Annotated in this window: 17 protein-coding genes; 8 read left to right on the top strand and 9 right to left on the bottom strand. The window is 55.2% G+C overall.

Going from position 1 to position 23528, the window contains the following annotated elements; translation table 11 throughout:
- Nucleotides 1-36 precede the first annotated feature (36 nt).
- Nucleotides 37-2223 carry an OsmC domain/YcaO domain-containing protein gene (locus ACT3RQ_RS14205; protein ID WP_444680714.1) on the bottom strand — a complete coding sequence of 729 codons (2187 nt, stop codon included), beginning with the start codon at nucleotides 2221-2223 and terminating at the stop codon, nucleotides 37-39.
- A 259-nt stretch (nucleotides 2224-2482) separates the two neighbouring features.
- Nucleotides 2483-3079 (bottom strand): TetR family transcriptional regulator C-terminal domain-containing protein, encoded by a 597-nt coding sequence (locus ACT3RQ_RS14200; RefSeq protein ID WP_444639030.1) that lies wholly within the window; start codon nucleotides 3077-3079, stop codon nucleotides 2483-2485.
- A gap of 241 nt (nucleotides 3080-3320) precedes the next feature.
- On the opposite strand from ACT3RQ_RS14200, the gene ACT3RQ_RS14195 reads away from it, so the two are divergent.
- From ACT3RQ_RS14195 to ACT3RQ_RS14170, 6 genes are read left to right on the top strand one after another with little or no spacing between them, the layout of a single operon-like run.
- On the top strand, nucleotides 3321-4496 hold the full coding sequence (locus tag ACT3RQ_RS14195) for an efflux RND transporter periplasmic adaptor subunit (protein WP_444639089.1): 1176 nt from the start codon (nucleotides 3321-3323) through the stop codon (nucleotides 4494-4496).
- Nucleotides 4496-7591, top strand: a complete 3096-nt coding sequence (locus ACT3RQ_RS14190; RefSeq protein ID WP_444639031.1) for an efflux RND transporter permease subunit — start codon at nucleotides 4496-4498, stop codon at nucleotides 7589-7591. The genes ACT3RQ_RS14195 and ACT3RQ_RS14190 overlap by 1 nt, the downstream gene beginning before the upstream one ends.
- Entirely contained in the window at nucleotides 7591-8991 is a 1401-nt protein-coding gene (locus ACT3RQ_RS14185) for an ATP-binding protein (protein WP_444639033.1), read from the top strand. Before ACT3RQ_RS14190 ends, ACT3RQ_RS14185 begins: the two co-directional genes overlap by 1 nt.
- Before the next feature lie 17 nt (nucleotides 8992-9008).
- Nucleotides 9009-9713 (top strand): response regulator, encoded by a 705-nt coding sequence (locus ACT3RQ_RS14180; RefSeq protein ID WP_172117464.1) that lies wholly within the window; start codon nucleotides 9009-9011, stop codon nucleotides 9711-9713.
- A 15-nt stretch (nucleotides 9714-9728) separates the two neighbouring features.
- The gene (locus ACT3RQ_RS14175) at nucleotides 9729-10418 is read left to right on the top strand and encodes a response regulator transcription factor (RefSeq protein WP_444680713.1); all 690 of its coding nucleotides are present in this window, start codon (nucleotides 9729-9731) and stop codon (nucleotides 10416-10418) included.
- A 1-nt stretch (nucleotide 10419) separates the two neighbouring features.
- Complete coding sequence (locus ACT3RQ_RS14170) at nucleotides 10420-11823, top strand: sensor histidine kinase (RefSeq protein WP_444680712.1); 1404 nt, start codon at nucleotides 10420-10422, stop codon at nucleotides 11821-11823.
- Here the strand turns inward: ACT3RQ_RS14170 and ACT3RQ_RS14165 are convergent.
- From ACT3RQ_RS14165 to ACT3RQ_RS14150, 4 genes are read right to left on the bottom strand one after another with little or no spacing between them, the layout of a single operon-like run.
- The gene (locus tag ACT3RQ_RS14165; RefSeq protein ID WP_444680711.1) at nucleotides 11792-12802 is read right to left on the bottom strand and encodes an AbrB family transcriptional regulator; all 1011 of its coding nucleotides are present in this window, start codon (nucleotides 12800-12802) and stop codon (nucleotides 11792-11794) included. The genes ACT3RQ_RS14170 and ACT3RQ_RS14165 overlap by 32 nt on opposite strands.
- Nucleotides 12803-12806: 4 nt before the next feature.
- On the bottom strand, nucleotides 12807-14315 hold the full coding sequence (locus ACT3RQ_RS14160) for a tripartite tricarboxylate transporter permease (RefSeq protein WP_444680710.1): 1509 nt from the start codon (nucleotides 14313-14315) through the stop codon (nucleotides 12807-12809).
- 9 nt (nucleotides 14316-14324) lie between these two features.
- Nucleotides 14325-14777, bottom strand: coding sequence for a tripartite tricarboxylate transporter TctB family protein (locus tag ACT3RQ_RS14155; protein ID WP_172117459.1), 453 nt, complete (start codon nucleotides 14775-14777; stop codon nucleotides 14325-14327).
- A gap of 51 nt (nucleotides 14778-14828) precedes the next feature.
- A complete protein-coding gene (locus ACT3RQ_RS14150; RefSeq protein ID WP_444639038.1) occupies nucleotides 14829-15845 on the bottom strand; it encodes a Bug family tripartite tricarboxylate transporter substrate binding protein in 1017 nt (338 codons plus the stop codon).
- Nucleotides 15846-16089: 244 nt separating this feature from the next.
- Here ACT3RQ_RS14150 and ACT3RQ_RS14145 point away from each other — a divergent pair, with 244 nt between their 5' ends.
- Both ACT3RQ_RS14145 and betT read left to right on the top strand, forming a co-directional pair.
- Nucleotides 16090-16503 (top strand): hypothetical protein, encoded by a 414-nt coding sequence (locus ACT3RQ_RS14145; RefSeq protein WP_193054415.1) that lies wholly within the window; start codon nucleotides 16090-16092, stop codon nucleotides 16501-16503.
- A 204-nt stretch (nucleotides 16504-16707) separates the two neighbouring features.
- Nucleotides 16708-18756 (top strand): choline BCCT transporter BetT, encoded by a 2049-nt coding sequence (gene betT, locus ACT3RQ_RS14140; protein WP_444680709.1) that lies wholly within the window; start codon nucleotides 16708-16710, stop codon nucleotides 18754-18756.
- A 207-nt stretch (nucleotides 18757-18963) separates the two neighbouring features.
- Here betT and exaC read toward each other — a convergent pair whose 3' ends face one another.
- From exaC to ACT3RQ_RS14125, 3 genes are all read right to left on the bottom strand, one after another.
- Entirely contained in the window at nucleotides 18964-20484 is a 1521-nt protein-coding gene (exaC, locus tag ACT3RQ_RS14135) for an acetaldehyde dehydrogenase ExaC (RefSeq protein ID WP_444680708.1), read from the bottom strand.
- Between the two features lie 94 nt (nucleotides 20485-20578).
- On the bottom strand, nucleotides 20579-22861 hold the full coding sequence (locus tag ACT3RQ_RS14130) for an ATP-binding protein (protein ID WP_444680707.1): 2283 nt from the start codon (nucleotides 22859-22861) through the stop codon (nucleotides 20579-20581).
- A complete protein-coding gene (locus tag ACT3RQ_RS14125) occupies nucleotides 22851-23363 on the bottom strand; it encodes a molybdopterin-dependent oxidoreductase (protein WP_444680706.1) in 513 nt (170 codons plus the stop codon). The genes ACT3RQ_RS14130 and ACT3RQ_RS14125 overlap by 11 nt, the downstream gene beginning before the upstream one ends.
- Nucleotides 23364-23528 lie beyond the last annotated feature (165 nt).

Here is a 23528-nt window from a genome sequence, read left to right as displayed (position 1 = left end):
ATGCATTTCCATTGAACAAGTGAAAACGGGAGGCGATTAAGCGCCTGCTTTTGCCGCCCGCGCGGCGTGAAGCTTCTTGTAACTTTCAATCAAACGTTGATGACGCTCCAAACCATCAAGCTGCATGTTGGTGGGCGTCAGACCGTAAAAGCGCGCGCTGCCTTCCACCGAGCCGACAACCGCCGCCATGGTCTCTTCGCCAAACATGCGCTGGAAGTTAGGCAGGTAGTCGTCGATTTCAAGCTCGTCGTCCAGGGCAATTTCCAGCGCCGCATTCATCGCCTGGTAGAAGAGACCACGTTCAACGGTGTTGTCGTTGTACTGCAGCAGCATCTGCACGCAATCAAGTGCTTCTTCATGACGGCCAAGCGCCAAGTAGACCAGAAGCTTAAGCTCCAGAATGGTGAGCTGGCCCCATACCGTGTTTTCATCAAACTCAATGCCGATCAGGGTGGTGATATCGACGTGGTCATCCATCTGGCTCTCTTCGAGGCGCTCGACCAAATCGGTGAGCTGGTCATCCTCTAATTGATGCAGATTGAGAATATCCTCACGGTAATCAAGTGCCTTGTTGGTGTTATCCCAGATCAAGTCTTCAATCGGATACACCTCAGAGTAGCCCGGCACCAGAATACGGCACACCGGCGCACCGAGATCCTCATGGACCGCCATGTATACCTCGGCCCCCAACTCCTCGAAGAGGCCGAATAGCGTTTCGGCCTCTTCTTCGTTGGTGCCGGAGAAATCCCACTCGCTGAACTCGAAATCCGCCTTGGCACTGAAGAAGCGCCAGGAAACCACACCAAAGGAGTCGATAAAGTGTTCAACAAAGTTGTTGGGCTCGGACACAGTCTGCGAGTTGAACGTTGGCAGCGGCAGGTCGTTCAGGCCTTCAAAGCTGCGACCCTGTAAAAGCTCGGTCAGGCTGCGCTCAATCGCCACTTCAAAGCTTGGGTGGGCGCCGAAGGAGGCGAACACGCCGCCGGTGCGCGGGTTCATCAAGGTCACACACATCACCGGGAACTGACCGCCCATGGAGGCGTCCTTTACCAGCACAGGGAAGCCCTGAGCCTCAAGCGCCTTAATGCCTTCAACAATATTTGGGTACTTCGCCAGCACATCTTGCGGTACATCCGGCAGGGTCATTTCCTGCTCCAGAATTTCCCGTTTGACCGCCCGCTCGAAAATTTCCGACAGGCACTGCACCTGAGCTTCCACCAGCGTGTTGCCCGCGCTCATGCCGTTGCTTAAGAACAGGTTTTCGATCAGGTTGGAGGGGAAGTAGATCGTCTCGCCATCCGACTGACGCACAAAGGGCAGCGAGACAATGCCGCGCGCCTCATTGCCGGAGTTGGTGTCAATCAGATTCGAGCCGCAAAGCTCGCCTTCCGGGTTGTAGATCGCCAGGCAGTGCTCATCGAGAATTTCAGTGGGCAGCTCGTCATTTGGCCCCGGTTTAAACCATTTCTCATTGGGGTAGTGCACGAAGTCGCTATTGGCGATTTCTTCACCGAAGAACTGGTCGTTGTAGAAGAAGTTGCAAGATAAGCGCTCAATAAACTCGCCAAGCGCCGAGCACAGTGCGCTCTCTTTGGTGGCACCTTTACCGTTGGTAAAGCACATGGGCGAGGCCGCATCGCGAATATGCAGCGACCAGACATGAGGCACGATATTACGCCAGGAGGCGATCTCGATCTTCATGCCAAGATCAGCCAGCAGCGCGCTTATATTGGCGATGGTATCTTCAAGGGGTAAATCCTTTCCCTCGATATAGGTGCGCTCGCTGCCTTCCGGGGCGCCCATCAACAGCGCCTGGGAATCCTCATCGATATTCTCGACGGTTTCGACCTGAAACTCGGGGCCGGTTTGAACGACCTTCTTGACCGTGCAGCGATCAATCGAGCGCAGAATGCCCTGGCGATCCTTCTCGGAAATATCTTCGGGAAGCTCGACCTGAATCTTGAAGATCTGCTTATAGCGGTCTTCGGGGTCGACGATATTGTTCTGCGAGAGGCGGATGTTTTCGGTAGGGATATCCCGCGCGTTGCAGTACACCTTCACAAAGTAGGCGGCACACATGGCGGATGACGCCAGGAAGTAGTCAAACGGGCCAGGCGCCGAGCCGTCGCCCTTATAGCGAATCGGCTGGTCTGAAATAACGGTGAAGTCGTCGAACTTGGCCTCGAGGCGGAGGTTATCGAGATAGTTGACTTTGATTTCCATGAGCGGGCATCCAGAGCAATGAGTGTGCCTGGGCGGTTGAAAACAGAGCCCTCGGCGAATTGCCACCCATTATCCAGTTTTTGACCCGCTTCGTCTTGGTAAGTCTCGTTAAGCGCTTATTCAGCACTGAGCAGAAACGCCCATGCTTCGCATAGCAGCACCTCAGGGAAGGCTTTAGCAACATAGTGGCCGCGAGGCAGCGCTTTGCCTTCCACTCACGCCACTCGCTTAGTGCATCAAAGCAGGGGCGTTTGAAGGGTTAATCAGTCACTGGCGACGTCAGCACCTGCTCGAACAGCAGCTTTTCAAACACTTCCATAGGCGCGTCTGACTTCAGCGTCTTGGCACGCAAAATTGCCCCTTCCCAGCCTGAAAGAATAAAGCTTGCCAACTGATGCGGGTCCAGTGCTTGAGTGAGAGCCCCCTGGGCCTGGGCTGCCTGCAGGCAGTGAGCAAAGCGTGCTTCCCAACGCAGGAACGCGTGATTAAGCGCCTCGCGAAAGCGAACACTCTGCCCCGCCATCTCCTGACCTAAATTGCCGATCAAGCAGCCGGCCGCATGGTCGCGCTCGCTCATGTAAGCGCGGCTGGTGGCAAAGTAGTGCTTCAGGCGGTCCAGAGGGGGTGTCATCGGATCTTCAAGCAGAGCGACCAGACTAGCATCATAGTCGTTGGCAAACCGCTCAATCACCGCCAGGCCAAAATCTTCCTTACTGGAAAAGTAATGGTAAAACGACCCCTTGGGCACGCCGCAGGCGTTAAGTACGGCATTAATGCCCGTTGCATTATACCCTTGTTGGGTAATCAGCTCAGCACCAGTATCAATTAACTTATCGCGGGTGGCGGTGTTTTTCATACGCTTGCACAAGACTCATCGGCCGGACGGTATTTATGAGAAATAGGTGTCGTGATAAGTCGCAGGCGTTTAGGTTAGCGAAGAGTTGCACGCTATTTTCATAATGCTTACCTAATCTCTGCGAGCCAGTGCGTGATGCTAGCATGATACGCTTCTTATACCGGAATTTTCGCTTTTACTACGTTTTCGCTCTTGCAACGGGTACTCCGTGTTAATAAAACCTCATGACTCTTTCTCCTCGATGCAACAAGGCCGTGTCCGTTTAGGCGCCGTGCTGGCCCTGTTGGTGTTTGCCATCGGCTTAGCCTGCGCCTGGTGGATTATCAGCCAGCCGCCACGTATTGAGCGGCGGGCTCCCCCGCCACCCACGCCGCCTGTCGTCAATGTCATGACAGTCGAACAGAGCGCCCTATCGCCTCTACTGAGCGGCTTTGGGCGAGTAGAAGCCGAGCAGACAACCCAGCTGGCCAGCCGCGTGGCAGGTCAGTTGGAACGCTTTGGAGAGGGCGTTTTTCCAGGCCAGGTCGTTGAGGAAGGCGCGCCCGTTGCATATATCGACCAGGCCGATTTGCGCCTTGCCCTGGAGGACGCCGAGGCCCAGCTAAGCAACGCCCAAGCGCAGGTGGCACTTGAAAATGCCGAACAGCAGCGCGCCCGTAGTGAGTACGAGTCGTTTGGGCGCCAGCTTTCCGCCGAGCGACGCTCGCTGGTCCTGCGCGAGCCTCAACTTCGCCAGGCCCAGGCTCAACTGACTCAGGCACGTGTAATACGCGACCAGGCAGCGCTCAACCTTGAGCGCGCAACACTGACCGCCCCGTGGAAGGCGATGGTGCAAGAGCGCTTGGTGGGCGCTGGCAGCCTGCTAAGCCAAGGAACCGAGGTGCTTAACCTGGTCGGTGTTGAGCAATTCTGGGTGCGCGCCTCGTTGCCCGGCGATGCACTTGAATGGCTGGCGCCGGGTAGTCAGGTCACGATTACCAGCCGTGGCTGGCCAGAAGGCGCTTCGCGGGAAGGCGCACTGATATCGATTTTACCTAATTTGGAAGAGAGCGGACTTCAGGCACAGCTGTTGATTGCGGTGAATGACCCATTGGCACTGGATACCGATGGCCCGGCGCTGCGCTTGGGCGATGTAATGCGAATAGCCTTTCAAACTCAGGCGCAGGAAGACCTGATTGCCCTGCCCTCAGCGGCGCTACGCCCGGGCGAGCGCGTTTGGTGGGTGGACGATGAAGACCGCCTACACAGTACAACGGTGTCGCTTGCCTATCGGGGTGAAAATGAAGCGCTGGTGCGCAGCGGCCTGGAGGCTGGCCAGCGCGTTGTTACTTCAGGACTTGCCCAGCCCCAGGAAGGACAACAGGTTCGCGTTCGCTCGCGCAACGATGCGCCCACCCGTGATGAGGAGAGCAGCTAATGCGTCGCGGCCCGCTTGCCTGGATGATTGACCATGGCGTTGCGCCTAACCTGCTGATGCTGCTGTTTATCGTGGGGGGCCTTATGGCATCGCTCGCGATTAAAAAAGAGGTCTTTCCTGAGTTTGAAATTGAAATTGTTCAGGTCAGCATCAGCTACCCCGGCGCCACGCCAGAAGATGTCGAGCAGAGCCTACTGCTCCCCGTTGAAGCGGCGGTATCGAATGTAGAAGGTATTGATGAGCTGACCTCCAGCGCTGGTGAAGGCAGCGGTATGGTCAGCGCGACGCTGATTGACGGCGTCGATGTGATGCGCGTTTATCAGGATATTCAGCAGGCAGTCAACGCCATCACTACCCTACCCAGTGCCGCCGACCCGCCCCGCTTCACACTAGCGGGCAGATCGCGCAGTGTGGTCAGCCTTCAGGTTTACGGCTCGGTTGGGCTTGCCGCCCTTCACGACGCCGCCGAGGATGTGCGCGCTGAACTGCAGGCCGCTGAGGGTATTTCACGCGCCGAGCTTTCGGGTAATCGCGAGCGCGAGATCCAGATTCACCTGGATGAAGAAGCTATTGAGCGCTACGGGCTTGATCATCAGCAGCTTGCCAGCCGCATTGGGGCTGAAGCGCTGGACCTGGCAAGCGGCCAACTCACCACGGCTGAAGGCGAATGGCTGGTGCGCTACCAAGGCCGACGCAACAGCGCCGCCGAGTTTGCCGACCTGCCAATCCTTACCACTGCCCAAGGCACGCCCATTTTGCTGGGTGATATCGCCCGTGTAAGCAACGGCTTTGCCGAAACGGATCGTGAAGAGTTTTATAATGGCGAGCCGGGCCTGTCGGTCAACATCTATCAAATTGGCCACCAAACCCCGACCAGCATTTCCGAGGCGGTCTACGGCGAACTGGAGCGCTTGCGAGCGGGGCTACCGCCGGGCGTTAGCCTGGACGTTGCACGCGACAGCTCGGAAATATACGAAGACCGCTTAAGCCTGCTGCTAAAGAATGCCTGGATGGGCCTGGCGCTGGTGATGGTGCTCATGGCGCTGTTTCTTGAAGCGCGGCTAGCATTTTGGGTCACGCTGGGTATTCCTACGGCCTTTTTGGGCGCCATGCTATTTCTGCCCTGGATCGGCGTCTCGCTGAACATGATGTCGATGTTCGCCTTCATTATCGCGCTGGGGATCGTGGTGGATGATGCGATCATGGTGGGCGAAAATATCTACAGCTATCGTGAGGAAGGCTACTCGCTGCGCGATGCGGCGGTCAAAGGGGCAGGTGAAATTGCCGTTCCGCTCACCTTTGCCATTTTGTCGAATATCGTGGCGTTTCTGCCCCTGCTGTTTTTACCCGGCTTTTTGGGCATGCTGTTTGCCACTCTGCCCGTGGTGGTCGTCACGGTGTTTTTGATCTCCTGGGCCGAAGCGCTGTTTATCCTCCCCTCCCACTTGGCACATAGCCGTAAACCGCGTGAAACACCGGCCTGGCAACGGCCGCTGGAAGCGTTGCGCCAGCGCCTGCAGGGCGGACTGCATCACTTCACATACCATCAGTTTGAGCCGTTTCTACAACGCGCACTTAATCAACGCTTACTGAGCGTCTCCATCGGTGTTGCGGTGCTGGTGGTAGTGCTGGCATGGTCCATGAGTGGGCGGCTGGGCTTTTCACTCATGCCGCGTGCCGAATCCGATCAGGTTCAGGCAACGGTGACGCTGCCGATTGGCACCAATATCAGCGTTAGCCGAGAGCTTAGCCAACAGCTACTGGACGCCGCCCAGCAGCTGAGCGAGCGCGAAGAGACGCTAACCTTTAGCAGCACGCGCAGCCGCCTGGACGGCGAAGAGTTGCAGGTACGGCTCGATATCGCAAGTAGCAGCCTGGACGCCTGGCCGCCTTCACGTATTGCAGGTGAATGGCGCGAGCTGGCAGGGGATTTAATTGGCGCTCAGTCGGTACGTTTTGAGTCAGATTTTGGTGGCCCCGGCAGCGGCGCTGCGCTTAGCCTGCGCTTATCTCACCCCGATACCCAAGTGCTGGAAGCCGCCGCCGCCCGGTTGGCCGAAGTGCTTGGTGAGTATGGGCTGACCGATATTGACAGCGGGATTGGCGATGGCAAACCCCAGCTTGAAATGCGCCTTTCTGCGGAAGGCCGAGCGCTGGGCCTGACCGGCAGCGACCTGGCCCAGGCACTGCGCGGACCTTTACAGGGCGCCACGGCGGTTGAGCAGTTTGTGGGGCGTAGCGAGATCAGCGTAGAGGTGCGCCTGCCCGAAACCGACCGCGCGAGCTTAAACGAACTTTACCGCATGCCCGTACGCACGCCCGACGGGCTTAGCGTGCCGCTTTCTCGCGTGGCAGATATTACCTTAAGCCAAGCCTCAAGCAGCCTGCAGCGTATTGATGGTAGACGCATTATCACCGTGACGGCGGATTCAGAGGGCGACCAAACCATTAACCAGGTGCTGGCCACCCTTCAAGAAGACGTGTTCCCAACGCTTACAAACTCCTGGCCGGGGCTTGAGGTCAGCCTGGGCGGCCGCCAGCAGGATACCGCCGACAACCTGGCAGCCCTTCGCACCGCCATGTGGCTGATGCTGGCCGCACTTTACGCACTGCTGGCGATTCCCTTCAGAAGCTATTTGCAGCCCTTGCTGGTGCTTGCAGCCATTCCGTTTGGCGTTGTTGGTGCTGTGGTGGGCCACATGATTATGGGGTTTGGGCTTTCGATTATCAGCTTGCTGGGCATGCTGGCGCTTTCCGGCGTGGTGATTAACGATGCGCTGGTACTGATTGATTACGCCAACCGCAAGCGGCGCGAAGGGATGGCGCCTCGCGCAGCCATTGTGGCGGCGGCGACCCGGCGCCTGCGGCCTATCATGATGACCACGCTTACCACCTTTCTGGGCCTGGCGCCCATGATTCTGGAAACCTCGCGACAGGCGCGTTTTATGATCCCCATGGCGATCTCGCTGGGCTTTGGCATGATCTTCGCAACGGCCATTTTGCTGATACTGGTGCCCTGCCTTTACCTGGGTCTGGAGAACTGGCGCGAGCGACTTAGCATGCCTCGGCAACCTCTTCAGGAGGGCACTTCCTGATGGCCGTTACCTTGCCCACTTGGCGTCCTTCCCGGCTAGGACTAAAGCTGTTCTCGGCCATACTCAGCGTTAACGTGGCCATTTCCGCCACCATGTTTCTAGCCGTTTCCTACAGTATCGACCGTGGTTTTATCGACTATTTAAACCAGGCCCAGGAACGCCGTGCCATGCTGCTGGCCGATGGTTTGATTACCCGCTGGGAAACCCAGCAGGACTGGCGCTGGCTTGAACACAACCCGGAACGCTGGCCGCATATCGTGCGTTTTGAACTGGGTCAGGAACATCGTGAACGCCCCTCCCCCTTGGGCGAAGCGCAGGATTTTGCGCTGCGTGCGCCAAACGGTGAGTTTGTGATTCCGCCCATGAATGGCCGTATGGGCCCCGGCGATTGGCGCTGGCTCACGCTTCACAGCGACAGCGAGGCCATCGGCTCGTTGGGGTTTCGCCCTCCTCAGCAGATGATGGAGCGCATGGAAAATCGCTTTCTAGAGCTGCAACAGCGCAACCTGGTAATTATTGTTATCTCGATTGGACTAGCGTCGCTGCTGCTGGCCGCCGGGCTCTCGTGGTGGTTAAGCCGACGTACGCGGGCACTGGCTATCGCCACGCGGCGGCTTACTGAAGGCAACTACCATACTCGCCTACCTGAACGTGGTCGGGATGAGCTTGCCCGTTTGGCGCGAGACTTCAACGTACTGGCCGCCACGTTAGAAGCCAACCGTGACGCCCGTGCACGCTGGGTTTCCGACACCGCCCACGAGCTGCGTACGCCCTTGGCCGTGCTGCGTGGTGAAATTGAAGCCATGCAGGACGGCATTCGCCCACTGAATCAGGAAAACCTCAGCTCGCTGGCACAGGAAGTTGCCCAGCTTGAGCACTTGGTCGCCGATTTACGCCTGCTTTCGCAAAGCGATGCTGGCGCGCTTGATATTCATCTGGCCCCCATGAACCTTAGCGACAGCCTGGCCAGCCGCCTTGAAGATGCGGACCGCTGGCTCAATGGCAGCGGCCTTACACTGACGACGCACATTGCCCCCGACGTAATGATTCGAGGTGATGCCCAGCGACTGCATCAGCTGTGGAATAATCTGCTGGATAACAGCTGCGCCTACACCGATGCACCAGGCAAACTTCAAGTAACGCTCAACATTGAGCGTGCCCAGGCGGTGATTGTTTGGCAGGATAGCGCACCGGGCGTTCCGGAAAGTGAGCTTTCCCGGCTTACCGAGCGCCTTTACCGTGTTGAAGGGTCACGCAATCGGGCAAGCGGCGGTAGTGGCCTTGGGCTATCCATTGCAAGCGCCTTGGTGATTGCGCACGGTGCAACGCTTGAGGCATCCAATGCGCCGCTAGGCGGGCTTTGCTGGACCTTACGTTTTCCGTTACTGACTTCCCATTAATGACAAGCGAGTCCGCCATGTTCCAAGACGCCCCGCTATTGATTGTTGAGGACGAGCCAAAAATTGCCCGCCTCATGGATGATTATTTAAGCTCTCACGGTTTTAATGTTGCAACGCTGGGTCATGGCGACGATGTGATACCCTGGTTGCAGCAGCACCCCACCACGTTGGTGCTTTTGGATGTCATGCTGCCCGGCAAGGATGGTTTGACGCTCTGCCGGGAAATACGTCAGGCGTGGCCTGCTATCGCAATTATTATGGTGACCGCCAAGGTGGAGGAAGTAGACCGCCTGCTAGGACTGGAGTTGGGCGCCGATGACTATATCTGCAAACCTTTCAGCCCCCGCGAAGTAGTCGCCCGCGTGAAAGCGGTACTACGCCGCAGCCAAGCACTTGCCGAACAGGCCCACACCCCTGAGGCAGCGGTTTCAACCCCGGTGACCCTCAATGACGATGGCTGGCAGGCGCTAGCCAACGGCCATGACCTGGGCCTCACCGCGGTTGAGTTTCAGCTGCTGCGAGTAATGATGCAGTCACCTGGACGAATCTTTAGCCGTGAGCAGCTAATGGACCATATGTACCGAGACAACCGGATTGTTTCTGAACGCACCGTCGACAGCCATATTAAAAAGCTGCGCAAAAAAATCACCGAAGCCCTCCCCGAGCAGGAGATCATTCGTTCGGTGTATGGGGTAGGGTATAAATATCAGCCCGAGGGCTAACCCGCAGGATTAAACATGAAGGCGCTTATAGTAGAAGATAACGACAATTTAGCGCGCTCGATGGCCACAGCACTTAGCGAGGCAGGATTCAACATCACCGTCGCTAACGACGGCGCACACGCACTCCCAATGCTCGTGCAGGGTGGTTTCGATCTGATGGTATTGGATTTGGGCCTGCCTGAATTGGATGGTATTAGCCTTCTACGCAAATTGCGCCATCAGCAGAACACTATCCCCGTGCTGATTATTTCCGCCAGAGACACGCTGGACCAACGCATTTTAGGGCTTGAAGAGGGCGCAGATGACTACCTTTGCAAGCCCTTCTCACTTGATGAAGTAGTAGCCCGAGCCCGGGCACTGGTCCGGCGTGCCAAGCATTTTGGTGGTGAAACGCTTAGCTGTGGCCGTCTGGCATTTTTACCCGACGCAATGGAGCTAAGAATTGATGGTCAGCCTGTAACGCTGCACCGCCGAGAGCTGGAAGTAATGGAATATCTGATGATTAATCAAAATCGACTCGTCAGTAAGGACCAGATTATTGATCGGCTTTCCACTATGGGCGAGCCAGTCAGCTATGCAGCGGTGGAGACTTATATTTCACGCATCCGCAAGAAAATCGGCTACGACTTCGGCTTGAAAACGGTCCGCGGTTTAGGCTATTACCTGGCCCCCAAAGAAGCCTCCAACCAGGAATCCGACGCCTGATATGCTTGCTATCAAATCGATAAAAAGCCGCCTGCTGCTGTGGATTGGTTTACCGTTTGCTGCCCTGGCATTTCTGGCGCTTCTTTCAAGCTATCTATTGCTGACACGCCAGATTAACGAAACCTTTGACGATATGCTGCTCAATGCCGCCGAGCGCTTGGAAAGACGCATCTACACGGTAGACGGCGCGCTACGCATTAATATGCACTATTTTAGTATTAGCACCCTAGGTAGTCGTGGTGAAGGCAAAATATTCTATCGGATGCAGGAAGTAGACGGCGATATGATTGCTGGCTTTCAAGGCCTGGGCGACCCGCCTACTGACCTCTCTGAGCCGGTTTTTTACGACGTGACGTACGCGGGCAACGAGCTACGCGCCGTCGCCCTAACGTTTCCTTTTAGCCGGGGCCGCGAGAACATCAATATTGAAGTGATCGTTGCGGAGTCCAAAGAGGCACGCTACACGCTTACCAACGACTTTATGGTGACACTCACCGGGTTGACGATTGTTGCCGGAATTCTTGCCATCACCATCGCTCTACTGGCGATCTATCGTGGATTAGCCCCGCTTAATACCGTAAGCCAGGCGCTTAGCCGCCGCTCTCCTCATGACCTTCAGCCGCTTGAAGACGACGCTCCAAAAGAGATTCGCCCACTGATTCTCAGCATTAATCAGCTGATGCTACGTATCCGACGCAGCATTGAGAGTACACAGCAATTAAATGCCGATGTGTCCCATCAGTTGCGAACGCCCATTTCTGAAATACGTGCGCTAACCGAAATCTCGCTAAAAACGACCCAGGAACCGGCCGTTCGAGCCAACCTTATTGAAATACAGCGTATCTCGGAACATGCCAGCCATACGGTCCAACAGCTTTTGAAATATGCCAAGACCCGCAGCGAGCTGATGGATGAAACCCATCTTGAAGCCGTTGATCTGGTGACAATATGCCAGGATGCCTGTGCGCAAACCGCCACCAGCATCTATCAGAAAGGCCAGGAGCTGTCGTTCGATCAGCCTCATACCATTTCCAAAGTGCTGGGCGATCCGATCATGCTGCTCTGGTTGGTGATTAACCTGATTGAGAATGCCAGCCTGCACGCAGGAGGCGCTGAAGCCTACCAGGGCCCAATCGATATCGCCCTAACAACGCAGCAGCAACAGGTAATATTGACGGTGAGCGACCAAGGAATCGGCGTGGAAGAGACGCAATTTGGCAAGCTGACCGAGCGCTTTTCCCGCCACAATCCGCACGCCCCCGGCAGCGGATTAGGCCTTGCCATCGTGGAGCAGATCGCCACCGCCCACGCCGCTCTCCTCTCTTTTAATAACCGACCACAAGGCGGTTTCGCCGTGACGGTGGCGTTTCCCGCTATGCAGCCGCCTGCTTTGCAATACGAATGACCAGCGGGGTCATAAAGATCAGCAGTAACAGGCGCAAGACATGGTGCGACACTACATACACCGGGTCGATATCCATCACCATGGCGATGACGGCCATCTCCCCGACGCCGCCGGGAATCAGCGCCAGCAACACCGCCACAAAAGAAAGCTGGGTCATGCTGGCGACCAGCCAAGCCATGAGCGCTGCGACAATCAGGGCAAACAGTGCATACACCATCCCAAACCGCCCCACGCTGACTACCTGAGACCAGTGGGTTCCTGAGAAACGCGCGCCGACCGAAGAGCCGAGCACCAAAAAGGCCGTGAACACCGTCCAGGTGGGCAGCGAGTAATCCATCCCCAGGTTCGCGATGATGGCGCCTGCGGCCATCGGGCCTAAAAACTCCGGAATGGGAATGCGCAGCAAGCGGGCAAGCCACCAGCAAAGCGGGACCAATAACAGCGGCAGCGCATCCATCAGCGAGAGCGATACGGGCGAGCTTTGCAGCGTGACATCATCCACAAAGAAGCTTGCCAATAGTGCCGCCCCAGATACCACGGTGACCAGACGCAGCGAGTGCGCGATAGCGATCCAGCGCACATCGCCATTGGCACGCTCAGCAAGCACTAGGGCTGAATTCATGCTCCCTGGGTAGGCGCAGAACATCGCATCCATGGGCCCTACGTTGGCGCGGGTAAAGATAAAGTACCCGCCCACCAGCATAAGCCCCATATAGACCAGCATTGCCAATACACTTGGGTACCACTGCACCAGACTGACCAGTTCACTGGCCTGAATGCGGCTCCCGATAAAGAGTCCCAGCAGGGCAATAGCCACACGGTGCAAGCGCTTATCAACGCCGGTTTTAACACCGCCAAGCGATACCGCCATTACCATAAAAAGTGCGCCCAGCATCCAGGCCAGGGGCAATGAAAAAAGGGTGGCAATAACGCCACCCAAGCAACCCAAGGCTAACGTTTTCAGCGTTTTTTTTGCCATTATGTTACGCCTGTTTGGCCGCACGCCAGGCACTAAAGCGCGCCATTAACGGCTGGCTAAACAGTGAAATCAATAGAAGTCCTAGAATCCCCAAGGTCACCGGGCGCTCGAAGACATAGGTGATATCCCCGCCGCTGATTTGATACGAATGGAGCAGTGATTTCTCCGCCAGCGAGCCCAGCAGCATACCGATAACGGCGGCAGGCACCGAGTAGCCATAATGGCGAAAGATCCAACCAATCACTGCAAATACCAGCACAGTGGCGGGACCTGTCATATTGCCGGTCAAGCCAAACGATCCCATAACCGCGAGTACCAGTACCGAGGGAATCAGGTAGCGCATGGGTACTTTGACGATGTTAGCCAACAGCGGGATAAACAGCAGACCCACGACCACCAGCAGAAATACCTGGGCGAAGTTGGCAAAAATAATCGCGTAGACCACATCGGTTTGCTGACGAATAAACTGCGGCCCGCCGGTGATGTTATGCATGGCAAACGCAGCCAACATTACCGCCGTTGCACCACCGCCGGGAATGCCAAGCGCCAGCAGAGTAGCCATTGAGCCGCCTTCAGAGCTGCTGTTAGCGGCTTCTGATGCCACCACGCCCTTCGGGTTACCCTTGCCAAACGAGTCAGGATCTTTATCACGACGCTTGGTTTCAATATAGGAAAGCAAGTTGGAAACCGAGGAGCCAACGCCAGGCACGGCCCCTACTAACACACCTATCAAACCACCACGAATCATCACAACCGGATAGCGCATTGCCATCTTACAGCCTTCAAATATCTCGCTGATTTTCACCTTACGCGAATCGGCGGATTCAATGATGAAGCCTTTGTTGGCAAGCTTGAAAAGTTCTGAGGCCGCAAACATGCCCATCATGGCAGGAATAACCGGAATACCATCAAGCAGATACGTTTGCCCCATGGTGCCACGCGCCAGACCAATTTCACTAAACCCAATGGTTCCCACCAAGAGGCCGACAAAGCCCGCCACCAAGCCTTTAAGTACCTGCTCGCCCTTCAGGCTCGCAATCAGCGTCATGCCCCACAGGATGACCACAAACATTTCGGAAGGGCCGAGCCTCAGCACCAGATAGGAGAGCGGCTGAATCATGAAAAAAAGAACGAGATAACCCATCAGCGCGCCCACCACGGAGGCAGCCAACGCCACGCCCAGCGCCTGGTTGTGCTGCCCCTTGCGCGACATCGGGTAGCCATCAAAGGCGGTGGCAATGGCCGATGAAGTGCCCGGGATATTCATCAAAATGGCAGGAATACCCGCGCCGAACGAACCGCCGGTAAAAATAGCGGTTAAGAACAGCATGGCCTGAATGAAATCCATGTACATGGTCATGGGCAGGAAGATCGCCATGGCCATGGAAATCTGCAGCCCCGGCGTTGCGCCAAAGATTAGCCCCAGCACAATACCGGGTATTACCACGAGCCAGGGGCCAAAATTAGAAAAGAGCAGGTCCAGACCCTGCTGTACTGCGCCAAAATCAATCATATTGCCTCCTTAACTGGGTAGCAGTAGCAGTGTCATGGGATAGGGCAGCATCTGGGAGAAGAAGAACGCCACGGCGAACCCAAACGCTGCGCTAAAGCCCACCACCGCTAACCAGTTACGCTCACCTTTGAGGATCAAAAAGAGCGCGATGAACAGCACGGTCGCCACATCAAAACCGAGCGTTTCGAGCGATAACACATAGGCACCAAACAGAACTACGACGGGCAGCGTTTGATGTAACGGTTCCTCGTCGGCAGCGATGCTGAATAGCGTCCCTTGCTTTAGGCGTAGCACCAGCTCAATGGCAATAATCGACAGGACAATGACTGAAAGCGGCAGTATCAGGAGCAAATTCTGGGGTTGTGCCGAGACGCTGATCGCATCCAGCAAATACCACAACGTAAAGGAAGCCAGACCGATGAGAACTAAAAAGTCCCCATAGTCACGTTTCTGTGCAGACATGGTTCAACTCCAGGCTGGCCACATGAAAGTTGACCAGCCATGACAGGAAGATCAGTTAAGCAGGTGGGCGTATTTTTCAAATACAGCGTAGTTTTCGCGCATCAGCTCGTTGGCACGCTCAGGTCCAATCCAGACACCGCCCATTTCATTACGCTCAAGGTGTTCTTGAACATCCTTACGGGCCAGCGCGCTCTGGATAGCTGAAGCGAATGCTTCAAAGCGCTCAGGATGCTGACGCTCAACTTCGCTAGTGACCGCAAAACCACGCATCGAGCCCTGCAGTACCGGAACTTCTACGTCCATCGGTGCCAGCGCTTCGTTGATCGTGGGGGCATCCCACTGGTCGATGCGCTCGTCACTCACGATGGCAAGCGGCGTCAAGAACTCACGGATTCCTTCACTGCCCTGGGCACTGATAGAAACGAAATCCACCTGACCACCGGCAACCGCTGAGCGGGCTTCACCACCGCTGTTGTACGTCACCAGGTTAAGGTTTTCTTGAGGAATACCAGCTTCTTCCAGCAGCAAACGGATCATCAGGTGACCGGCTGAGCCTTGAACCACCGCGCCACGCACCTGGCCGCGCTCTTCGCGAATCGCTTCCAGCAACGAAGGAAGATCTTCGTATCCGCTATCTTTATTGGCGGCGATCAGATCCAGGTCAAACCACTGAAAGTTGATATACGAAAAATCATCAACACTAAAGTTGGCACCACCGGTCAGAATCGAGTTGGCCAGGTAAGGAGCAAAGGTTGAGGCATAGGTGGTGTATCCATCGTCCGGCATGTTCAGCACGTAGTTGGATGCGACCTGAGTTCCTGCGCCTGGACGGTTAGTCACTTGCACTGGCACGCCAATCTCTTCAGCGATATAGCCTGACATAATACGCGCCAAACGATCAGCACTACCGCCGGTACCAAAGCCGACGACCATATTGACCGGGCGCTCAGGATAATCATCTGCCGCAGCGGCAGGCATGATTAACGCGAGTGACGCGGCAACAACCGTGGCACCAGCGAGTAGTGATTTCATATTGAAGCTAAACGGAGCACAGATTTTCTTGGGCATAGCGAGTTCTCTTTTTTATAGAATTATAAAGTCTTCAAACAGGCTACTGCCTGCGGAGGACAAAGCTATCCCACAAACCTTTCACCAACCTTGCATGACGCAAAAAGCCAACTAAAGTCTAACCATATAACCGCTATACGTCAGATATTCCCCCCTGCATCATCACCGTTATTGCACACTCCGTGCATACGGTTTGCACTCCCCCGCTCGATACTGACATTGTCAACTTACCAGGAGGTACGTTATGAAAATGTCATTACGCCAAGTGTTTGCCCCGGCTCTGCTGGCTATCGCGCTAACCCCACTTGCTGTGGTTGCACAGGCAGACCAGCATGAAGGTCGTCATTCAGGCGCTGACCGCGAAACCTTCTCGCAGCGCATGGAAGAGCGCCGCCATGAAGTGTACGACCGCGCCGGTTTGAACGAGGAGCAGCAAACGGCCCTCAACGAGCTAAACGCAGAGCATTTCCAGGCCATGCAGGCGTTGCGTAAAGAGCACCAGGATAAAGTTGCGGATATTCTTTCCGAAGAGGAGCGTGAGTCTTTAAAGAACGCCATGAAAGAAATGCGTGACGAGCACCACAGGGATGGTAGAGGCCACGGTAGACACGGCCCGCGCGATCAGCATGAAGACGCTACGGAAACCGCTAGCGAGTAAGCGCTTTTTTACTGTTAAGTCTTGTCAAGACGCCTGGCTTTTGCCGGGCGTTTTTGTATGCGCGCCTTGCCAAAACCTCACCGACCATTTCCTATCCCTATAAAGACTGATTTGTAGTAAGCGCTTAAACAGCGTATTTTATATTGAACGTTCATTCAAAATAAAATGTTTCATCACTTGTCTCAACCAATGGAGTCCGCCTGCATGGCGAAAGACAACCCCTCCCTGCCCTCTCGCGACCGCCTTAACCCCGTGGTTTTTCATGGCAGTATGGCCGGCATATTGATATTTCTGGTGCTCACCCTGCTGTTTACCCAACAAGCTGGTGCATTTTTTAATGCAGCGCTTGCCTGGGTCAGTACCACCTTTGGCTGGTACTACATGCTGGCGATTGTGGCCTATCTGGTCTTTGTCGTGGTGATTGGCATGTCGCGGTTTGGCAGCATTCGCCTGGGCCCCGATCATTCGCGGCCTGAGTTTTCATTGCTTTCCTGGTCTGCGATGTTGTTCGCTGCAGGTATCGGCATTGATTTGCTGTTTTTCAGCGTGGCTGAACCGATTTCTCACTACCTGGCACCGCCCGACCTGACACCCGAAAGCCAGGCCGCGATGCGTAACGCCGTCGTTCAAACCTATCTGCACTGGGGGCTCTCCGGCTGGGGGCTGTACGTGTTGATGGGTATGGCGCTGGCCTACTTCAGCTATCGCCACCGTTTGCCGCTAGCCATTCGCAGCGCGCTCTACCCGCTTCTGGGCAAGCGTATTTATGGGCCTATCGGTAACGCGGTGGATATCACGGCGGTGGTTTCTACCGTATTTGGTATTGCCACCAGCCTCGGTATTGGGGTCATTCAGCTTAACTACGGGCTGGCCTACATGTTCGATGTACCGGAAACGATTACGGTACAAATTCTTTTGATTGTCCTGGTGGTCATACTGGCAACCATTTCCGTGGTTACCGGGGTCGAAAAGGGTATCCGCCGCTTATCCGAGTTCAATATGCTGCTGGCACTCAGCCTGATGCTGTTCATACTGTTTTCAGGTGACACGCTGACACTGCTCGATAAGGTAGTTAACAACGCCGGTGACTATCTTTCCGGCTTTGTGGCGGCAAGCTTTGACACGCACGCCTTTACCGATGATAGCGCCCAGGAGTGGAAGATGGGCTGGACGATTTTCTTCTGGGGTTGGTGGATCGCCTGGACACCGTTTGTGGGTCTTTTCCTGGCACGTATTTCTCGTGGTCGCACCATTCGCCAGTTTGTCGCCGGTGCGCTGTTTATACCGCTTGCCTTCATCATGGTATGGATGTCGGTATTGGGTAATAGCGGTATTGAGCTGGTCGCCAACCAGGGCGTGGCAGCACTCGGCGAGCAGGCGCTTAATACACCGCAAACCACGATTTACACCCTACTTGAGTACTATCCTTACGCAGCCATCACGGCAGCGGTTGTCACAATCCTGGGCGTTGTGTTCTTTATTACCTCCGCTGACTCCGGCGCGCTGGTGCTGGCTAACTTTACGTCTATCTTAAGTGACGTTAACCACGATGCGCCCATCAGGCTGCGCATTTTCTGGTCGGCGGTGATTGGCTTGATCACCATTGCTCTACTGATGGCCGGCGGGCTTAACGCTCTGCAAAGCGCAGTAGTGATTACCGCGCTACCCTTCTCGGTGGTAATTTTTGCGGTCATGGTGGGGATGTATAAGGCGCTAAAACTTGAAGGCAACAAGGCCGATGCACGCCGCGCCATTACCGGCAGCGCTCCAGGCGGCGATTGGAAGGAGCGCCTAGATCGCGCCTTGGACACGTCCAACCGAGCTGGCGCTGCTGCAACCATCAAGCACTCGATTCGCCCAGCAATGACCCAGTTTGCCCAAGAGCTTGAAAGCCGTGGCCAGCCCGCCAATGTGAGTGAAGAGCAGTTGGAAGGCGAGCCGCTCCCCAGGCTAACGCTGCAGGTGGATTTTGGCGATGCCACCAGCTTTGTCTATCAGGTGTATCCACACCGGATGCGCACACCGAGCTTTATTGAAGCCGACGATGACTTCTATGTGCGCCTGGATGTCTATCTGGCTGAAGGCGGGCTGGATAAAGACCTGAACGGTTATACCCGTGGCCAAGCGATTGGCGACCTGGTAGGCGAGTACGAGCGCCACCTGCACTTTTTGACCCTGGCAGGCCAGGAACGCGGCACCGTACAACCCATGCCTGGCAGCATCGGCGAACCGCCGGAGAATGCTCAGCTGTAACTGTGATCGCATTTACCCAAAAGACGAATCCCGGCCTATGTGCCGGGATCTTTTGTACCTAAATGTTCGGGCCTCGCGCCCCCAAGGCTGAGAATCAACGGCAGAGAGGGTGTAACCCATCATTCGTCGCAAGCGGGCTGTCAATTAGAGCGTCAGAGGGGCAGATAATACCGCTCGGCACCATGCCGAGCGGGGAGCGGGCGCGGATTAGAAAAACCCGAGTGGATTGATGTCGTAACTGACCAGTAGGTTCTTGGTTTGCTGATAGTGCTCAAGCGCCACCTTGTGGGTTTCACGGCCAACGCCGGACTTCTTGTAACCACCAAATGCCGCATGGGCGGGATATTGGTGGTAGCAGTTGGTCCATACGCGACCAGCCTGAATGCCCCGCCCCATGCGAAAGGCAACGTTAATATCCCGGCTCCATACACCTGCACCCAAGCCAAACTCGGTGTCGTTGGCGATCGCCAGCGCTTCTTCTTCATCCTTAAAGGTGGTGACCGCCACCACCGGGCCAAAGATCTCCTCCTGGAAGACGCGCATCTTGTTGTCGCCTTTCAGTAGCGTCGGCTGGATGTAGTAACCCTTGTCGTAGCTGGGATCGAAGCTTTCTTTATCTCCACCGGTCAGAAATTCAGCGCCTTCCTCACGGGCGATATCCATGTACGACATGATCTTGTCGTACTGCTCTTGAGAGGCTTGAGCGCCTACTTGAACGTCGGTATCCAAGGGGTTGCCACGCTTAATAGTCTTGGTGCGCTCAAGCACCTTGACCATAAATTCTTCGTACATGCTCTCTTGAATCAGTGCACGTGAGGGGCAGGTGCACACTTCGCCCTGGTTAAAGAAGGCCAGCACTAGGCCCTCTACCGCTTTATCGATAAACGTCGGCTCGGCGTTCATGATATCGGCAAAGTAGATATTGGGTGATTTACCGCCCAGCTCCACGGTGGAAGGAATAATGTTTTCAGCGGCGCACTTAAGAATATGTGACCCCACCGGCGTGGAACCGGTAAAGGCGATTTTGGCGATACGTTTGCTACTGGCCAGTGCCTGGCCGGCTTCTGCACCGAAACCATTGACGATATTAACCACACCCGGCGGCAGCAAATCACCAATCAATCCCATCAGCACCAGCAAAGACGCGGGCGTTTGTTCGGCGGGTTTAAGTACTACGCAATTACCGGCGGCAAGCGCGGGGGCCAGCTTCCAAACAGCCATTAAAATAGGGAAGTTCCAGGGGATGATCTGCCCCACCACGCCCAGCGGCTCATGAAAATGATAAGACACGGTGTTGGCGTCAATATCGGCAGCGGAGCCTTCCTGCGCCCGAATGCAGCCCGCAAAGTAACGGAAGTGATCAACCGCCAAAGGAATATCAGCATTCAGAGTTTCACGCACGGCCTTGCCGTTATCCCAGGTTTCTGCCACGGCCAACTTTTCAATGTTCTGTTCAATGCGATCAGCAATTTTTAGCAGGGTATTGCTACGCTCAGCGGCAGAGGTTTTCCCCCAAGCAGGTGCAGCCTTATGGGCGGCATCCAGGGCTTTATCGATATCGTCAGCAGTAGAGCGCGGAATTTCGCAGAAGACCTGACCATTTACAGGGCTAATGTTATCGAAATACTGCCCATTAACGGGCGGTACAAACTCACCTCCGATGTAATTGCCATAGCGTTTTTCAAACGAGACGACGGACCCATTATCACCCGGATTGGCATAAATCATGAGAAGGCTCCTGAGGATTATGATTATTAAACGTGCCCTAACAGTATTGTTTATTATTGCCCATGACGATATAGCTTGATGCCGGGGTTAGCCCTTATCCCTTGGTAGAAGACTGCTTCTGCCGCCAACGTTTGAGTGCGCTGTGGGTTCGTGCTGCGGTGTGGCGCACTACACCAAGTGATTCATCAAGCTGGCTTTTTGTATTTCCCTCCTCACGAGCTAACACTTCAAGTCTTTTGGCCTTCGCCGCCAGCGCCTCTGCGCCCATACTCAGCGACTCCCCACGAAGCTGATGTGCCAACCTGACTATCTGCTGCCGTGCCTGTTCGCTAAAAGACGCTTCCGGCGTGGCAAGGTATGCGCTCAACTGGGACACATAGTCGCTGATCTGCTGATGATACAAAGCAACCAGGTTTATCAAGTGCTCATCGCCCAAACTCTCCTGAAGCATGATGAGCGTGTCAGCATTCAGTACATTGTGCTCAAAAACGTTGTGTTCAAAAACATCGTGCTCAAACGTATCGCCCTGCACCTGCGCAGGCAGCGTTGTCTTACGGGCTAGCGCTGACGGTGATAAATGCAGAGCAAGCACGTCACCAAGCGCCAGAAGCGAAAGCGGCTTGGTAATGTAGTCGTTCATTCCGGCAGCCAGGCAGCGCTGGCGGTCATTGCCTCCCGCTGTCATGGCAATAATGGGCACGTCCGCCAACCAGCCTCCTTGCTCGCGCAGGTGCCGCGTCACCATCAAGCCATCCATATCGGGCAGCTGTATATCCATAAAGATTAAGTGCACCGGCAAGGACGCCGCCATGTCCAGCGCATCCTGCCCATTCTCGGCACACACGACCTCGCACCCCAAGCGTGACAAAAGCCCGGTCGCGACTTTGCGATTAATGGCGTTATCCTCCACTAACAGCAGAGATGTACCCGCAAAGTTTCTCGTCTGCTCATTAGGAAGCACTGCCTCGACGGGCATCGCTTTAATCAGCGGCAGCTTGCACCAAAATGTACTCCCCTGCCCCAGCCTACTCTGCACACCCAACTGCCCGTTCATGGCTTCACTTAGGCGCTTACAGATAGCAAGCCCAAGACCCGTCCCGCCGTAGCGGCGAGCGACCGATGCCCCCGCTTGCTGAAAAGGTTCAAATAACGCCGTTTGCTGCTCTTCACTAATCCCGCACCCGGTGTCACTAACTTCCAGTAGCAGGTGCTCCACCGTTGAAGAGACCCGAACAGTGATCGCTCCGTGATCGGTAAACTTGGTCGCGTTCGCCACAAGGTTAAGTAAAATCTGCCTCAGACGCCCCGCATCAGCCATCACCCAACGCGGCACCAGCGGGTCGATATGCATGCTTAACGCCACCCCTTTGGCCCTCGAACGCGGTTCAAATAGCGCTACCACGCTATCAACCAAGGGCCTTAATTCAGTAGGTGACGCTTCAAGTGTTAAATGGCCTGCTTCAATTTTGGAGAAATCGAGAATCTCGTTGATCATGGCCAACAGCTGGTTGGCGCTCTCATGAATCGTGCGCGCGTAATCTTCTACCTGAGCCGAGCTTGCTGGCTCACTGAGCAGCTCGCTCATGCCGATCACGCCATTAAGCGGGGTACGGATCTCATGACTGACCATGGCCAGGAAGTCGGACTTGGCATGATTAGCAGCCTGCGCCTGCTCGGCGGTCACTTCCAATTGCTGGCTTAGTTGCTCCTGTCGGCGCCGGGCTGTCGCACTTTCACGCATTTCTCGGATCAGGAACGCAATGACCAACAACACAGCCAGGCTCATACCGACCAGCAGCGTCATTAATAATTTATAGAGTGCGCTTAACACACGGCGCTCTTCAGTGGCAGACTCCGCCAGGTAACCATTGATGGTGATGACAAACCGCTCGGTTAGCTGGGTGAGTGCTTCAAGCTCTGCTTCAATTAACACAATGGGCAGTTGATCCAGCACCTCATGAGGTGCAAACAAGAGGTCCAGCGGTTCCATCTGCTGGCCTATTTGCGTTAGCAACTGCCCCGCCCCTTCAATGTCAGTAATCAGTGAGTTGACTTCCCCCTCTTGAAGCAACATAAGACGGCTATACAAAAGTTCAAAACGCATATTCAGCTCGTTTTGTACCACCGGGGGCATCTCTGCACGGGATGCTGAAAGCAAGTGGTTAAGCAGCTGTACTGCATCACGATCGAGTTTATAGGCTACCCATGAGGTATCTTCGCGCAGACTTTGTGTGAGGTTGTCCTGCCGCCAAGAGGCCAGAGCAGCGACTACCAGCGCCGATGCAAACAGCAGTACGGTAATAATGGCCACCAGTTTAAGGCGGCGAGGGTAACGCAGCAGGCGGGGCGAGCGCACGTTGGCTCGGTTAAAGAACATCTATACGCCTAACCTGCCAAACAGCTCTAAAGCGCACTTTTTCACTTAACAGCGTCTCGTCCTGATCAAACGGGTAAAGCACCCAAAGAGGCCCGAACTCACGAATAGGAATGTGCTGGTTATTTCGTTTAAGTGCCAGAATGACGTCGTAATCATAAAAATCCTTGATCGGTATGTCAGCCACATAGCCGTTAAGGGCCGATACCTCTATCGCATCACCCTTGGCACCTACGTGCTCAAGCACATCACGTAACAACGGGCCTGAATATTGACTGACGCCACTTGTCCAGGGCGTACTCGTTTCAAACGCGTGCTGTGGCAGCCCCTCTAACATGTCAATATCAAAGTCGGCACCCTCTTCGGTGTTCACATTTACAATATTGCCTCTTACTTCCAGCAAAACGGTACCATCTGGTGTTTCCAAGGGGGTGGACTCATCGGCAAATCCAGCCAAGGGAGACCCTAGCACCAGCAGAACCCACCCCAGTAATAATGTTCTCACGATGACATCCTCATATAACTTTGCTCTATAGTTTTCTATTCAACTTTCGATACAGACACCCGTAGAGTATCGTGATCTGCCTGCCCAGGTCAGGAAAAAAATCGACTTTCTATATTAATTACAGTTAGATACACCTACACAGCCACTTAAAGACTACTATTTTAC

Origin of the sequence: Halomonas sp. AOP43-D1-4 (assembly GCF_052446175.1) — a bacterium.
GTDB lineage: Bacteria > Pseudomonadota > Gammaproteobacteria > Pseudomonadales > Halomonadaceae > Vreelandella > Vreelandella citrativorans.
This window is presented reverse-complemented; position numbering and strand designations above follow the sequence as displayed.